The 14,270-nt window shown below is 74.4% G+C and carries 14 protein-coding genes; 10 read left to right on the forward strand and 4 right to left on the reverse strand.

What is annotated here, in order from left to right; all coding sequences use genetic code 11:
- Positions 1 to 11: 11 nt before the first annotated feature.
- Positions 12 to 461: an SsgA family sporulation/cell division regulator gene (locus ABZ495_RS22835; protein ID WP_329487866.1), complete on the reverse strand. Its 450-nt coding sequence runs from the start codon at positions 459 to 461 to the stop codon at positions 12 to 14.
- Positions 462 to 787: 326 nt separating this feature from the next.
- On the opposite strand from ABZ495_RS22835, the gene ABZ495_RS22840 reads away from it, so the two are divergent.
- The 5 genes from ABZ495_RS22840 to ABZ495_RS22860 all read left to right on the forward strand — a co-directional run bounded on the left by ABZ495_RS22840 (position 788) and on the right by ABZ495_RS22860 (position 5,471).
- On the forward strand, positions 788 to 2,620 hold the full coding sequence (locus tag ABZ495_RS22840; protein ID WP_359837801.1) for a DEAD/DEAH box helicase: 1,833 nt from the start codon (positions 788 to 790) through the stop codon (positions 2,618 to 2,620).
- Between the two features lie 259 nt (positions 2,621 to 2,879).
- Entirely contained in the window at positions 2,880 to 3,119 is a 240-nt protein-coding gene (locus ABZ495_RS22845) for a TM2 domain-containing protein (protein WP_329487865.1), read from the forward strand.
- Between the two features lie 2 nt (positions 3,120 to 3,121).
- A complete protein-coding gene (locus tag ABZ495_RS22850; protein ID WP_359804902.1) occupies positions 3,122 to 3,613 on the forward strand; it encodes a DUF2752 domain-containing protein in 492 nt (163 codons plus the stop codon).
- A gap of 376 nt (positions 3,614 to 3,989) precedes the next feature.
- A complete protein-coding gene (locus ABZ495_RS22855; RefSeq protein WP_329487863.1) occupies positions 3,990 to 4,640 on the forward strand; it encodes a helix-turn-helix domain-containing protein in 651 nt (216 codons plus the stop codon).
- A 24-nt stretch (positions 4,641 to 4,664) separates the two neighbouring features.
- A complete protein-coding gene (locus tag ABZ495_RS22860) occupies positions 4,665 to 5,471 on the forward strand; it encodes a S16 family serine protease (protein WP_359804904.1) in 807 nt (268 codons plus the stop codon).
- Positions 5,472 to 5,508: 37 nt separating this feature from the next.
- Here the strand turns inward: ABZ495_RS22860 and ABZ495_RS22865 are convergent, their stop codons facing one another.
- Complete coding sequence (locus ABZ495_RS22865; protein ID WP_359804906.1) at positions 5,509 to 6,075, reverse strand: Lrp/AsnC family transcriptional regulator; 567 nt, start codon at positions 6,073 to 6,075, stop codon at positions 5,509 to 5,511.
- A gap of 203 nt (positions 6,076 to 6,278) precedes the next feature.
- Here ABZ495_RS22865 and ABZ495_RS22870 point away from each other — a divergent pair, with 203 nt between their 5' ends.
- Complete coding sequence (locus ABZ495_RS22870) at positions 6,279 to 6,809, forward strand: VOC family protein (protein ID WP_329487860.1); 531 nt, start codon at positions 6,279 to 6,281, stop codon at positions 6,807 to 6,809.
- A gap of 31 nt (positions 6,810 to 6,840) precedes the next feature.
- Here ABZ495_RS22870 and ABZ495_RS22875 read toward each other — a convergent pair whose 3' ends face one another.
- Positions 6,841 to 7,416, reverse strand: a complete 576-nt coding sequence (locus tag ABZ495_RS22875; protein ID WP_359804908.1) for a hypothetical protein — start codon at positions 7,414 to 7,416, stop codon at positions 6,841 to 6,843.
- 178 nt (positions 7,417 to 7,594) lie between these two features.
- Between ABZ495_RS22875 and ABZ495_RS22880 the strand changes: the two genes are divergently transcribed.
- The 4 genes from ABZ495_RS22880 (at position 7,595) to ABZ495_RS22895 (ending at position 13,330) form a co-directional block, all read left to right on the forward strand.
- Entirely contained in the window at positions 7,595 to 8,320 is a 726-nt protein-coding gene (locus tag ABZ495_RS22880; protein WP_329487858.1) for a response regulator transcription factor, read from the forward strand.
- A gap of 17 nt (positions 8,321 to 8,337) precedes the next feature.
- Entirely contained in the window at positions 8,338 to 9,879 is a 1,542-nt protein-coding gene (locus tag ABZ495_RS22885; RefSeq protein ID WP_359837803.1) for a HAMP domain-containing sensor histidine kinase, read from the forward strand.
- Between the two features lie 274 nt (positions 9,880 to 10,153).
- On the forward strand, positions 10,154 to 11,752 hold the full coding sequence (locus ABZ495_RS22890; RefSeq protein ID WP_359837750.1) for a cellulose binding domain-containing protein: 1,599 nt from the start codon (positions 10,154 to 10,156) through the stop codon (positions 11,750 to 11,752).
- 174 nt (positions 11,753 to 11,926) lie between these two features.
- Positions 11,927 to 13,330 carry a glycosyltransferase 87 family protein gene (locus ABZ495_RS22895; protein WP_359837753.1) on the forward strand — a complete coding sequence of 468 codons (1,404 nt, stop codon included), beginning with the start codon at positions 11,927 to 11,929 and terminating at the stop codon, positions 13,328 to 13,330.
- A 161-nt stretch (positions 13,331 to 13,491) separates the two neighbouring features.
- Here ABZ495_RS22895 and ABZ495_RS22900 read toward each other — a convergent pair whose 3' ends face one another.
- The gene (locus tag ABZ495_RS22900) at positions 13,492 to 13,908 is read right to left on the reverse strand and encodes an SsgA family sporulation/cell division regulator (RefSeq protein ID WP_352293229.1); all 417 of its coding nucleotides are present in this window, start codon (positions 13,906 to 13,908) and stop codon (positions 13,492 to 13,494) included.
- Positions 13,909 to 14,270: the final 362 nt, after the last annotated feature.

Genomic DNA, 14,270 nt, shown 5'->3' on the forward strand with positions numbered 1-14,270 from the left:
GCCGGCGCCGGTCAGCCCAGGAGCTCGGCGAGGGCGCGGTCGGCGTCCAGGTGGCGGTGCTCCTCGCCCTCGGGGACGACCAGCCGGCTGTGCCAGAGGAAGCGCCGCAGGTCGGCGGTGTCGAACCGGACCAGCGCGGTGCCCTCGGCCGCGCGCAGCTCGACCATGGTGCGCCGACCGGGGGCGGGCCGGACGTGGACATCGCCGTCGCCGGCGGCCAGCTCCAGGCCGGCCGACAGCAGCTGCCGGGCGAAGACCCACTCGATGTCCGGGCCGGCGTCCCGGCCGGAGCCCGGCCCGGCGCCGTCGCCCGGTTCGTCCAGCGAGAACTCGGCGGGGAAGCCCATCCGGACGGCGAGCGGGTCCTCCCGGCGGTAGCCGAGGGCGACCCGCAGCCGGACCGACCGGTGGGCGGACAGGATCAGACGGGCCTGGACGGTCTCTTCGACGGTGGCGTGCACGGCGCGCCCTTTCTGGGGGAGTGAGGTCTTCGCGGTGGCATGAGGCCGGGGTGGCGGCTGTGGAGGGTGGGGCGGCCTCACTGGAGAGAGTCGGGCGGGGCGGTCGCGCTTACGCGGTTCCGGTGGGTGATTTCCGTGATCCGGGTCACATCGGTTTCCGGCCGTCCGGGCGTACCGGAGGTCGAGCCTGGCCGCTCGAACGGCGCCGGACCGGTACGCTGGACCGGTTGTCCGATTGCCGCCCGACCGCGGCCGGGGGCCGCTAAACGGCCTCTGACCTGCGATGATCCCCCTCGGAGACCGTGAGTACTGCCGCCGCCTCCTCGATGCCCCTCTTCTCCGACGCGCAGGAGCCGTACGCGCCCGCCCGGGCCGCAGGCCAAGGCGCGTCGGCCGCTTCGCACCACCTGTCGCCGGCCTTCCCCGGCCGGGCCCCCTGGGGCACCGCCGGCAAGCTCCGGGCCTGGCAGCAGGGTGCGCTGGACCGGTACATCGAGAACCAGCCGCGCGACTTCCTCGCGGTCGCGACCCCGGGCGCCGGTAAGACCACCTTCGCCCTGACGCTGGCCTCCTACCTGCTGCACAACCACCTGGTGCAGCAGATCACCGTCGTCGCGCCGACCGAGCACCTGAAGAAGCAGTGGGCCGAGGCCGCCGCCCGGATAGGCATCAAGCTCGATCCGGCCTACTCCTCGGGCCCGCTCTCCCGCGAGTACCACGGCATCGTGGTCACCTACGCGGGCGTCGGGGTCAACCCGATGCTGCACCGCAACCGGACCGAGGCCCGCAAGACGCTGGTCATCATGGACGAGATCCACCACGCCGGTGACTCGAAGTCCTGGGGCGAGGCCTGCTTCGAGGCCTTCGAGCCGGCCTCCCGCCGGCTGGCGCTGACCGGTACGCCGTTCCGTTCGGACACCAACCCGATCCCGTTCGTCCAGTACGAGGCGGGCGCCGACGGCATCCGCAAGTCGGTCGCCGACTACACCTACGGCTACGGGCACGCGCTCGCCGACCACGTCGTGCGTCCGGTGATCTTCCTGAGCTACAGCGGCAACATGCGCTGGCGCACCAAGTCCGGCGACGAGCTGGAGGCGCGGCTCGGCGAGCCGATGACCAAGGACCTGATCGCCCAGGCCTGGCGCACCGCGCTGGCGCCGCAGGGCGAGTGGATCCCCAGCGTGCTCCAGGCCGCCGACCGGCGGCTGAGCGAGGTCCGCAAGGCGATCCCGGACGCCGGCGGCCTGGTGATCGCCACCGACCAGAACACCGCCCGCGCCTACGCCAAGATCCTCCGGGAGATCAGCGGCGAGAAGGCCACCGTGGTGCTCTCCGACGAGGCGGAGGCGTCCCAGCGGATCTCCGACTTCTCGGCGGGCGACGCGCGCTGGATGGTCGCGGTCCGGATGGTGTCCGAGGGCGTCGACGTGCCGCGGCTGGCCGTCGGGGTGTACGCCACCTCGATCTCCACCCCGCTGTTCTTCGCGCAGGCCGTCGGCCGCTTCGTGCGGGCCCGCAAGCGCGGCGAGACCGCGTCCGTCTTCCTGCCGACCATCCCGACGCTGCTGGGCTTCGCCAACGAGATGGAGCTCCAGCGCGACCACGTGCTGGACCGGCCGAAGAAGGAGGGCGAGGGCCTCTTCGACGAGGAGGACCGGCTGCTCGCCGAGGCCGAGCGGGCCAACGACGGGCCGGACGGCGCGGGCGGCGAGGAGTTCTCCTACGAGGCGATCGGCTCCGACGCGGTCTTCGACCGGGTGCTGTACAACGCCATGGAATTCGGCATGCAGGCGCACCCGGGAAGCGAGGAGGAGGAGGAGTACCTCGGCATCCCGGGCCTGCTGGAGCCGGACCAGGTGCAGATGCTGCTGCAGAAGCGCCAGCACCGCCAGATCCAGCGCAGCAAGGCCAAGCCCGCCGAGGAGGCCGACCTGCTGGAGCTGCCGGCCGAGCAGCGGCCGGTGGTCACCCACCAGGAACTGCGCGAGCTGCGCAAGGAGTTGAACGCGCTGGTGGCGGCCTGGCACCACCGGACGAGCCAGCCGCACGGCACCATCCACAACGAGCTGCGGCGCCAGTGCGGCGGTCCGCTCACCGCCCAGGCGACGGTCAATCAGCTGAAGGCCCGGATCGAGCGGATCCGGGAGTGGGCGAAGTAACGGACGTCGGCGAATTGTCCGGCAACACCCGAAGGTCATGTGACGGTCAGGCGAACGCGAAGAATCTGTGGAGACAGCCGGTGTGATGATCGGCTAGTGTTCCGCGTGCCGCGCCGCCTCCGGGACTGTCGTGGTTGCGCCCCGCCCCGTCCGGACGGTGGCCGCAGCCCCCGGTGAGCCGGGCCGGCAACCTCACCAGTCGAGGCAGCGACCGTCCCGTCGCGAGCTCGAACATGCCGTCACAAGGAGCACACCGAACGTGTCGTACCCGCCCCACGCCCAGCCCGAGCTCTCCGACAAGTCCAAGGTCGTCGCCGGCATCCTGACGATCCTGCTCGGCAGCCTGGGCGTCGGCCGCTTCTACACCGGCCACATCGGCATGGGCATCGCCCAGCTGCTGACCTGCGGTGGTCTCGGTGTCTGGTCGCTGATCGACGGCATCCTGTTCCTCACCAGCAACGACCGCACGGACGCCCAGGGCCGTCTGCTGCGCAGCTGATCTTGCCCAGGCCATTCGCGGCGCGCCGCCCCGGCTCCGGCCGGGGCGGCTTCGCCGCGCCCGGGGCCGACGGCCCCGCCCCCCGGCTGCCGTTCCTCGCCCGGCTGCCCCTCCCGGCCCGGCTGCGCACCGCGGGACCGCCGCTGGCGGTGCTCGGCGGCGGCCTGGCCGGCTGCGCCTACCTGTGGTCGCGCGACCCGCACCTGCCCGGGCAGCTGCTGCCGTTCTGCCCCTGGCACAAGGTCACCGGACTGGACTGCCCCGGCTGCGGCGGCACCCGGATGACGTACGACCTGCTGCACGGCGACCTCGCGGCGGCCTGGCACGACAACGCGGCGCTGTTGCTCTCGCTGCCGCTGGTCGCGCTGCTCTACCTCACCTGGCTGCGGCACGGCCTGGCCGGCCGGAGCTGGCGGCCGACGCTCGGCCGGGGCGGCACGGCGGTGGTGCTGGGCACCGCGGTGGCCTGGACGGTGCTGCGCAACCTGCTCTGAGCCGCGATCTGCTCTGAGGCGCGACCTGCTCCGAGCCGCGCCCGGCGCGGCGGGGGCTGTCCGAACTTCGGACTGTGGTCGAACTTGCGCCCAGTCCAGAGCTGTGAAATGTGGGTCTTTGTCCGGGTTCGTCATGCGTGACGAAATCGATCATGCCCGAATTTTGGACAACCACTTCCGCCGCGACAATTCCTTCACTACCTTTCCCACACGCTCCCCCGTCGGGTAACCCCCGTCGGGACGGGCGCTGCAGGACCGCCAGGACGTCAAGGACGACACACCGCGGCCCGAGCGCGGCCACCCACCTGCGCGCGACACCTGAGTCCCGGACCGGCGCCGCCGCTCCGGCGGCCGCCGCGGAAAGGACATGCGCGTCGTGACTGCAGAGACCTCCCAGACCCTGGACCGGGGCGTCCGGGTCCTCAAACTCCTCGCCGACTCGGAACGCGGGCTAACCGTCACCGAGCTCGCCGCCCGCCTCGCGGTCAACCGGACCGTCGTCTACCGGCTGCTGGCCACGCTGGAGCAGCACGGGCTGGTCCGCCGCGACATCGGCGGCCGGGCCCGGGTGGGCCTGGGCGTGCTGCGGCTGGCCCACCGGGTGCACCCGCTGCTGCGCGAGGCGGCGCTGCCGGCCCTGCGCAGCCTGGCCGAGGACCTCGGCGCCACCGCCCACCTCACCCTGGTCGACGGCAACGAGGCGCTGGCCGTCGCCGTGGTCGAGCCCAGCTGGACGGACTTCCACGTCGCCTACCGGACCGGGCTGCGCCACCCGCTGGGGGAGAGCGCCGCCGGGCGGGCGATCCTGGAGGCGCGCGGCTTCCCCAGCCAGCGCCGTCCGGAGTCCGGTTTCGTCATCACCCGTGCGGAGGAGCAGTCGGGTGCGAGCGGCGCGGCCGCCGCACTGGTCGGGCTGAGCGGGATCGAGGGCAGCGTCGGCGTGGTGATGCTGAACGGGCTCGTCCCCGAGCGGGTCGGCCCCCGGGTGGTGGAGGCGGCGACCGAGGTCGCCGACGCCCTGCGATAGCGCCGGGTGTGTTTGGATGCCTCTGTGTCCGACACCAAGCTGCCCAAGGCCCTGACCGCCCCCCGCACCCGCGCGCTGGCGCTGTGCGGGGTGCTGGTCGCCGCGCTGTTCGGCGTGGCGGCCTTCGTCCCGCTGCCGTACACGCTCACCTGGCCGGGGGTCACCGCGGACACCCTCGGCAGCTACCAGGACAAGCCGGTGCTGACCGTCACCGGAGCGCCGGTGCGCACCACCGACGGGGAGCTGCGGATGGTGACCATCTCGGCGACCAATCCGGGGGACCGCACCACCTTCTGGCGGTCGCTGCGGGCCTGGTTCGACCAGGACGAGGCGGTCCGTCCGACCGAGACGGTCTACCCGCAGGGCGATCCGGCCGAGGCGCAGGAGGTGACGGCCCAGCAGATGACCGAGTCGCAGGACAGCGCCACCACGGCCGCGCTCTCCTACCTCCACCTCTCGCCCGCCCAGGTGAAGGTGAAGGTCGACCTCGGTGACATCGGCGGCCCGAGCGCGGGCCAGATGCTGGCGCTGGGCATCGTCGACAAGCTGGCCGGTGACGGCAAGGGCGGCGACCTCACCGGCGGGCTGACGGTCGCGGGGACCGGCACCATCGACGACCAGGGCGTCATCGGCCCGGTCGGCGGCGTGCCGCTGAAGACCCAGGCGGCGGCCCGGGACGGCGCCACGGTGTTCCTGCTGCCCAAGGACGAGTGCGCGGACGCCAAGGTCAACCTTCCCGACGGTCTGCGGCTGGTGCCGGTGGGCACGCTGAGCGAGTCGATCTCCGCGCTGGACGCGCTGCGCGGCGGCGGGACCGTCCCCACCTGCTGAGGCCCCCGCGGGCACCGGCGGAGCCGGACCGGACGGGCTACTCGGCCGCGGCCTGGTCCACCAGCGGCAGGATCCGGTACGGCACCGGGTTCTCCAGCGCGATGGCCGTCGAGGAGCGGACGATCCCGTCGAACCCCACCACCCGGTCGATCACGCGCTGCAGATCGGCGTTGGACCGGGCCACGATCCGCACCATCATGTCCCCGTGCCCGGTGATCGTGTGCAGCTCCAGGACCTCCGGCACCGCCGCCAGGTGGGCCCGCACGTCGGCGCCCTGGCCCTGGGAGATCTCCAGCGTGGCGAAGGCCGTCACCGGGTAGCCGAGCGCGGCCGGGTCCACCTCGGGCCCGAAGCCGCCGATCACCCCCTTGGCCTGGAGCCGGTCCAGCCGCGCCTGAACGGTGCCCCGGGCCACCTGGAGGCGGCGCGAGCACTCCAGCACGCCGATCCGCGGCTCCTCCGCCAGCAGCCGGATCAGCCGGCCGTCCAGGACGTCGATCGCGTCGTTGGCGGTACCCGGCGCGGCGGCCGAAGACGCTTGCCCAGGAGTGGAGTTGGGCGATCCGGTGGAGTTCGGGGAACTCGGGGAGTGGGCGGGGGGCATCGCGGGGCTCCGTCCTCCGGTGGGCATTCTGTACAGCGGTGCGGCCGATTCTCCCGCCCCGGCGCACACCTTGACCAGGAGGAAACGGAACAGTTGCGCGCCGGTCGGCCCGGCGCCACCCTCCAGCCACAACCCCGTGAGCCGGTCCCCACACCGGCCCGCGGGGCAGACCGTGGTTGCGCACGCCCACCGGGAGGGCCGTCATGACCGACACCGCCGCCGAACCCCTGCTGTTCACCGCGGGCCTGGAGGAGCCCGACCTCGTCCCGATGGGGCACGCCGACGCGGTGGTCTTCGCCGTCGCCGACGCGGAGCGTGCGGCACGCCGCTACGCCACGGCGCTCGGCCTGCGCTGTACCGCCTACGCCGGGCCCGACACCGGTGAGCCGGAGACCGTCTCCTACGTGCTGCGCGCACCCGGGACCAGGTTCGTGCTGACCTCGCTGGTCCAGGTGATCGGGCCGCGCGGCCGGGAGCTGGCCGGCCACCTGGCCCGGCACGGCGACGGGGTGCTCGACCTCGCCGTAGGCGTACCGGACGTCCACTACGCCTACGACTACGCGGTGGACCGGGGCGCCAGCTCGCTCGCCGAGCCCTACGAGGCGCACGACCGGTACGGGGTGGTGGTGCTGGCCGCGATCGGGGTGCCCGGCGGCACCCGGCACACCCTGGTCGACCGCTCCCGCTACCGGGGCCCGTACCTGCCCGGGTACGTCCCCTTCGACCGGTGGTGACCGGCCGGGGGGACCGCCGGGCGGACGGCGGTCAGCGGACGACCGTCTCCACCGTCGGCGGGTGGCCGTTCCAGGCGACGAAGACCGAGTTGGCCTGGTCGCCCTTGGTGAAGTCCACCCGCATCCACTGCGGGCCGTTCCAGACCTGCATCTGCCAGCCCGGGTCCGGGGTGGCGGAGACCAGCGAGGCGTTGTCCGGCCGGATGTCCAGGGCCACCTTGCCGCCGGGGACGGGGTAACTGCGCACGGTGGACGTGGCGGTCGGGGCGGCGGCCGCGGTCGTCGTGGCGGTGGTGGGCGCGGGGCGGCGTGACGCGGGCGGGGTGCCGGGCGCCGCCGCACTGCGCTGGGTGGTCGCCGAGGCCGGCGCGGGCGTCGGGCCGGAGCTCTCCGGCCGGGGCGCGGACGGCTCCTGGGGCGGCGTCGGAACCGGCGCCGACGCGACCGGGGAGCGGGCTCCGCCGGCGGCCGGGGACGGCAGCGGCAGCGCCGTCGGCTGCTCGAACGCGGCGCCGGTCAGCACCGCGTGCACGCCGAACCAGGACAGCGCCACCGCCGCCCCGGTGGCCGCCGCCCAGGCGCCGAGCTGTACCAGTCCGTTCCGCATCGTGCGCACATCCTGCCGTATTCGGGGCCGCCGCAGGTGGGCAGCCCTGCTATTCAGCAGGCAACTTGCACAAAACACCAGGGGACGGAGCGAATCGGTCCGGAGCCGTCCGGCGGCCCCTCCCGGACCCACCCCGAGGTACAGACCACCGCACGCCGATGGCGTACCGTGCAGCCCCATGGCAACAGTGCTCGTGGTCGAGGACGACCCCTTCGTACGCTCCGCCCTCATCCGGCATCTGGCCGACACCGGTCACGCGGTCCGCAGTGTGGGCACGGCACTTGAGGCGTTGCGCGAGGTGGCCCAGGTCGGCTGCGACCTGGTGATCCTCGATCTCGGCCTGCCCGATCTGGACGGCAGCGAGGCGCTCAAGATGATCCGTGGCCTGACCAACGTGCCGGTGATCATCTCCACCGCCCGGGACGACGAGGCCGAGATCGTCCGGCTGCTCAACGACGGTGCCGACGACTATCTGGTGAAACCTTTCTCCGGGGAACACCTCAGCGCCCGGATGGCCGCCGTACTGCGCCGCCTCGGCGGCGGGACGGCCCCGGTCACCCAGGTGCTCCGGGTCGGCGGGCTCGCCATCGACCTCCAGCGCCGCGAGGCCACCCTGGACGGCCGGGCGCTCGACCTGACCCGCCGCGAGTTCGACCTGCTGGCCTTCCTCGCCGCCCGCCCCGGCGTGGTCGTGCCGCGCAAGGAGATCCTGGCCGAGGTGTGGCGCCAGACCTACGGCGGCGACCAGACCATCGACGTCCACCTCTCCTGGCTGCGCCGCAAGCTCGGCGAGACCGCCTCCAACCCCCGCTACCTGCACACCGTGCGCGGCGTCGGCGTCCGGCTGGAGGCGACCGGGCACCCGGCGGGCCCCGGCCCCGCCCCCACGGAGGGCCGGGCGTGAGGCGGTTCGGGCACTCGTTGCGCTGGGCCCTGATCAAGGCCGCGGTGGCCGGGACCACCATGGTCGCGCTGGCCTTCCTCATCCCGCTCGGGCTGATGGTCCAACAGACCGCGCGGGACCGGGCGTTCACCGCGGCCGAACGGCAGGCGGCGGCGCTCGGCCCGGCCCTCGCCATCACCACCGACCAGGGCGCCATCGCCCGTGCGGTGGCCAGTACCGACGCCGGTGCGCAGGGGCGGATGGCGGTCCATCTGCCGGCCCCGGGCCCGGTGCCGGCCGCGGACTCGCCCTCGCCGCCCTCGGCGCCGCCGAACCCGCTGCCGTCATCGCCGCCCTCCTCGCCGCCCTCCTCGTTGCCCTCCTCGTTGCCCTCCTCACTGCCCTCCGAACCGTCCTCCGCCGGGGCGCCGATGATCGGGCCGGACGGCGGGGCGACCATCGGCGAGGCCCGTGCGCTGGCCGCCGACGTGGGCACCGCCGGCGGCCAGGGCCGCTCGTTCACCGTCGAGGTGCCCGGCGGCTTCGCGCTCCTGCAGCCGGTGGCCGTCGACACCGGCCGGACGGCCGTGGTCGAGGTGTTCGTGGCCGACGGCGACCTGACCCGCGGGGTCTCCACCGCCTGGCTGGTGCTGTCCGCGGTCGCGCTCGCCCTGGTCGCCATCTCGGTGCTGGTGGCCGACCGGATGGGCACCCGGATCGTCGGCTCGGCCCGCCGACTGGCCGCCGCGGCCCGCTCACTCGGTGGCGGCAACCTCGCCGTCCGGGTGCCCGTCGACGACCGGCAGACCGCCGGGAGCCCGGAGGAGCTGCGCGAAGCCGCCCACGCGTTCAACACGATGGCCGACCGGGTCGTCCAGTTGCTCGCCGCCGAAAGGGAGTTGGCCGCCGACCTGTCGCACCGGCTGCGCACCCCGCTCACCGTGCTGCGGCTCAACGCCGCCTCGCTGGGCGAGGGCGACGCGGCCGACGCCACCCGGCACGCCGTCTCCCAACTGGAGCGCGAGGTCGACCAGATCATCCGTTCGGCCCGGCGGGCGCCCGAGGACGCGCCCGCCGTCACCGTCGGCTGCGACGCCGCCGAGGTGATCCGGGAGCGGGTCGGCTTCTGGTCCGCGCTCGCCGAGGACGAGGGGCGCCGCTGGCAGTTGGCCGGCGCCGACCAACCCGTCGGCGTGTCCGTCCAACGCGGCGACCTCGCCGCCGCCGTCGACGCCCTGCTCGGCAACGTCTTCCGCCACACCGCCGTCGGCACCGCGTTCTCGGTCGACGTGCTCGCCACCGACAGCTCGGTGATCGTGCTGGTCGGCGACGCCGGACCGGGCTTCACCGACCCCGAGGCCGCCCTGGAGCGCGGGCAGGGCGACGGCGGCGAGGGCTCCACCGGCCTCGGCCTGGACATCGCCCGCAAGCTCGCCGAGGTCACCGGCGGCGACCTCGCGCTCGGTCGCTCCGCCGGGCTCGGCGGCGCCGAGATCCGGCTGCGGCTGCAGGCCCGCCCCGACGGCGCCCCCGCCCGCGCCAGCCGCCGGCGCAGCCGCGGCACGCTGTTCCAGCGCTGAGCGGTCCCCGCGCCGGGCGGCCCCGCGCGCCGGTGCCGCGCACCGGTGTCGCCCCTCTTCCTTAAGCGGGCCCTAAGAGAGCTGTACCCCTCGCTCAGCAGGCCCGTTCCGGCCCTCCCGCCCCACTAGCGTCATCCGCGCCGGTCACCCGACCGAGCCGGGTCACGCCGCCCGCGACGGGTCCATCCACCCGCGCCCGGCCGCCGCGACCCCGTCCGGCCCAGCCGTCCCCCGCGCCCTCCGGGCGGGAGGCGCCCCCTACGGAGGTACGCCCATGACGACCCAGCCCGAACGCCGCCGGGGCCGCCGCCGACGCAGCCGCAAGGGAGTCGTCCTCGCCTCCTCGGCCGTCGCCGCCGCGCTGGTCGCGGGCGCGGTCGTGACCCTCGCCTCCTCGGCCAGTGCCGCCTCGCTCGGCGCCGTCTACACCCGCACCAGCGCCTGGGACGCCGGCTACACCGGCCAGTACCTGGTCACCAACCCGGCCGGCAGCGCGATCGAGGACTGGACGCTGTCCTTCGACCTGCCGGCCGGAGCGAAGATCGACTCGCTCTGGAACGCCACCTTCAGCGCCGACGGGCAGCACGTCACCGTCAAGCCCGAGGCCTGGAGCAAGCGGCTGGAGCCCGGCCGGAGCCTGGTGGTCGGCTTCGTCGCCCAGGGCGCCGGCGCCGCGCAGGCGGAGCCCGGCAACTGCCTGATCAACAACGCCTCCTGCAAGGCCGGCGACACCGTGCCGACCCCCTCGGGCCGCCCGACGGGCACCCCCGGCACCTCGCCGACCCCGACCGGCACGCCCGTCGTGACGCCGACCGCGACGGCCACCGCCACCGCCCGGCCGACCACCGCGTCCCCGAGCCCCACCGCCACGACCAGGCCGACCACCCCGGCGCCGACCACCAGCGCCACCCCCGCGCCCACCGCCACCGCGACCGGCACGCCCGCCCCGGCCACCGGCGCCGGCTTCGCGCCGTACGTGGACACCTCGCTGTACCCGCCGTACGACCTGGTCGCCACCGCGAAGGCCACCGGCGTGAAGAACTTCACCCTCGCCTTCGTGGTCTCCGGCGGCGGCTGCACCCCGAAGTGGGGCGGCGTCAGCGAGCTGTCCGCCGACGCGGTGGCCGCCCAGATCGGCGCGCTGCGGGCGATCGGCGGCGACGTCCGGGTCTCCTTCGGCGGCGCCAACGGCAGCGAGCTGGCCCTCGCCTGCGCCACCACGGCCGACCTGACCGCCGTGTACCAGCAGGCCGTCGACGCCTTCGGGCTGACCAAGGTCGACTTCGACGTCGAGGGCGGCGCGATCGCCAACACCGCCGCCAACACCCGCCGTGCCCAGGCCGTCGCCCAGCTGCAGAAGAACGCGGCCGCCAAGGGCAAGGCCCTGGACGTCTCCTTCACCCTCCCCGCGCTGCCCTCCGGCCTGACCCAGGAAGGCGTCGACCTGGTGGCCGACGCCAAGCGCAACGGCGTCGCGATCGGCGCGGTCAACATCATGGCGATGGACTTCGGGGACGGCGTCGCCCCGAACCCGCAGGGCCAGATGGGCAAGTACGCCATCGCCGCGGCCACCGCCACCCAGGCCCAGGTCAAGAGCGTGCTCGGGCTGGACGACGCGGCCGCCTGGCGCAAGGTCGCGGTCACCCCGATGATCGGGGTCAACGACGTGGCCAGCGAGGTCTTCACGGTCGCCGACGCCAAGCAGCTCGCCGAGTTCGCCGGGACCAAGCACCTGGCCTGGCTGGCGATGTGGTCCGGCACCCGCGACAAGGCGTGCGCGGGCGGTGCCACGGCGTACGCCGACGCCAGCTGCAGCAGCATCGTCCAGCAGCCGCTGGACTTCACCCGGGCCCTCGGCGCCTACGCCGGCTGAGCCCCGCGATCCCTCCCCGGGACCCCGGCCGTCCGTGCTCCGCCCGCAACGGAGTACGGCCGGCCGGGGTGCACTTCCACCCGGGCGATCACGCTCGGTAGTCGGCTCGACCGGGCCCGGTCGCCGGGCATCCGGTATCGTCGCTGGTTGGCCGAACGGTGGACGGAGCGAACAGTGACAGCGGTGCAAGACGAGCGCAGCGTGGTGCCAACGGCACCGGACCCGGCGCCCGGACCCCTGTCGGACCGCCTCAAGGACGCCCTCGGCGCGCCCGTCCGGGCCCTGCGGGAGGCACCGCGCCGCCCGCTGCTGGCCGTCTCCGCCGTGGCGCTGCTGTCCCTGGTGGTCTACGCCGTGGTGCGGCACTTCGTCCACACCTCGATGGTCGACATGATCGTCTACCGGGCGGAGGGCGGCGCCGTCGCCGACGGGACCGACCTCTACGCGCTGCGGGTCACCGAATGGAACCTGCCCGCCACCTACCCGCCGTTCGCCGCGATGCTGTTCGTGCCGACGACCTGGTTCCCGGTGCCGTTCCTGCGGGTGGCGATCACGCTCGGCAACCTCGGGCTGCTCGCGCTGCTCACCCACCTGTCGTTCAAGCTGGTCGGCTGGCCGCGCCGCGAACTGCGCCCGCTCGGCGTGATACTGGTCACCGGCGGCGGCGTCTGGCTCGAACCGGTCTTCACCACGCTGCGCTACGGCCAGATCAACCTCGCGCTGGCCTGCCTGATCCTCTGGGACCTCACCCGCCCCGACGGCCGCCGCAGCAAGGGCGTCGCGATCGGCATCGCCGCGGGCATCAAGCTCACCCCCGGCCTCTTCGCCGTCTACCTGCTGCTCACCGGCCGGATCCGGGCCGCCTTCGTGGCCGGCTTCACCTTCCTCGGGACCTTCCTGCTCGGCGCGCTCGTCCTGCCCGACGCCACCTGGGGCTTCTGGACCAAGTACCTGTACGACTCCTCGCGGGTCGGCAAGACCGAGATCGTCGACAACCAGTCGGTACGCGGCGCCGTGGCCCGGCTGCTGCACACCGCCGAGCCCGGGACCGTCGCGACGCTGGCCGGCGCCGTGATCGCGGTGCTCGGCCTCGCCATCGCCGCCTGGGCGGCCTCCAGCTCCCGCTGGCTGCCGCGCGCCGAGGCGTGGGGCGTCTGCTGCGCCGCCGTCACCGCGGTGCTGATCTCGCCGATCAGCTGGACCCACCACTGGATCTGGTGCGTGCCCGTGCTCGCGCTGCTCGCCTGCGAGGCCGCGGTCGAGCAGGCCCGCCCGGCCGCCGTCCGCCGACTGCGCTGGCGCGCGGCCTTCGGGGCGACGCTGATCGCCTTCTTCTCGTTCGGGATGTGGGTCGTGCCGCACCACGGCGACCTCGACCTGCACCTGTCGGCGGTCAGCCAGATCCCGGCCTCGGTCTACCCGCTCGTCGGGATCTGCTTCCTGCTGGCCGCGGCGCTACGGATAAGGGCGCGGCGGCGGGCCGCCGGCGCCCCGCTCGTCCCGCTGCCCGGGCAGCGCAGCGGCGGCGGCCGCCCGGGCCCCGCGCACGACCGTCAGCAGGCCCCCGCGGCCCGCTGAGTCGCCGGGGACTCCCGGGCCCACCGGCCCGGGGGTGCTCCGCCCGGGGCCGCCGTGGGCGGAGGTCCCGCTTCCGGGGGTTCCGCGTCCGGGGCTGTCCCGCCCGGGGGTGCCCGGTGCCGGGGCGGCCGGGGTGGGGTGGCGCCGTGCGGCGCGGTCGCTCACGCGAGCAGCTCGGCGAGCGACCCGTCCATGTCCAGCGCGGCCAGTTCGCTGCCCGGCGGCACCAGCCGGTGCGCCCGCTCCAGCCAGGCGGCCACCACCGGCAGCGGGGCCTCCAGCAGGGCGTCCCCGGCGGGCGAACTCAGGGCCATGCAGAGCACGCTGCGCCGGCCCGAGCGGGTCGGCCAGATCCGCACGTCCCCCTGGCCGCACGGCCGGAAGGTGCCCTCCACCAGCAGCTCGCGGGCGAACACCCAGGTGACCGGCGAGCCGGTGTCCAGGTGGAAGGTGATGTGCACCGCGTAGGGGTCGTGGCTGCCGTAGGACAGCCGGGCCGGGACGGGGACGCTGTGCTCGGGAGAGAGCACCAGGTTGAGTTCCAGCTCGTGCTCGACCACGCTCGTCGCGCGCTCCATGATCGGGTTCCTCTCTGACTCCGGTTCGTGCCCGGTTCCGGGCCCTGTGACCTTGGAGAGCGCGGGTCGCGGGCGCTCTTACACATGTTTCCGAGATTTCTTGGCGGAGTTCCCGCGGGCGTGGGCGGGCCGTGGAGACCGTGGGGGGAGCGGGCGCGGGTCCGCTGACGCGCGCCGTCCTCCTTATCCCGGGCGGACCCGGCCTGTCCGGCGATCGCGCAACTTGCCATCTTCGCGCCGCCGAGGTACTACCCTTTGTGACTGCCCCGCGACTGTCCGCCAATGAGGCGGTGTCCTCGCGCGCGCCGACGGGCGAAGCGACCTCCGCCGCCCGAGTCGCCGTCGCGTGGTCCGCCCGCCGG

Origin of the sequence: Kitasatospora sp. NPDC005748 (assembly GCF_040630735.1) — a bacterium.
Classification (GTDB): Bacteria; Actinomycetota; Actinomycetes; order Streptomycetales; family Streptomycetaceae; genus Kitasatospora.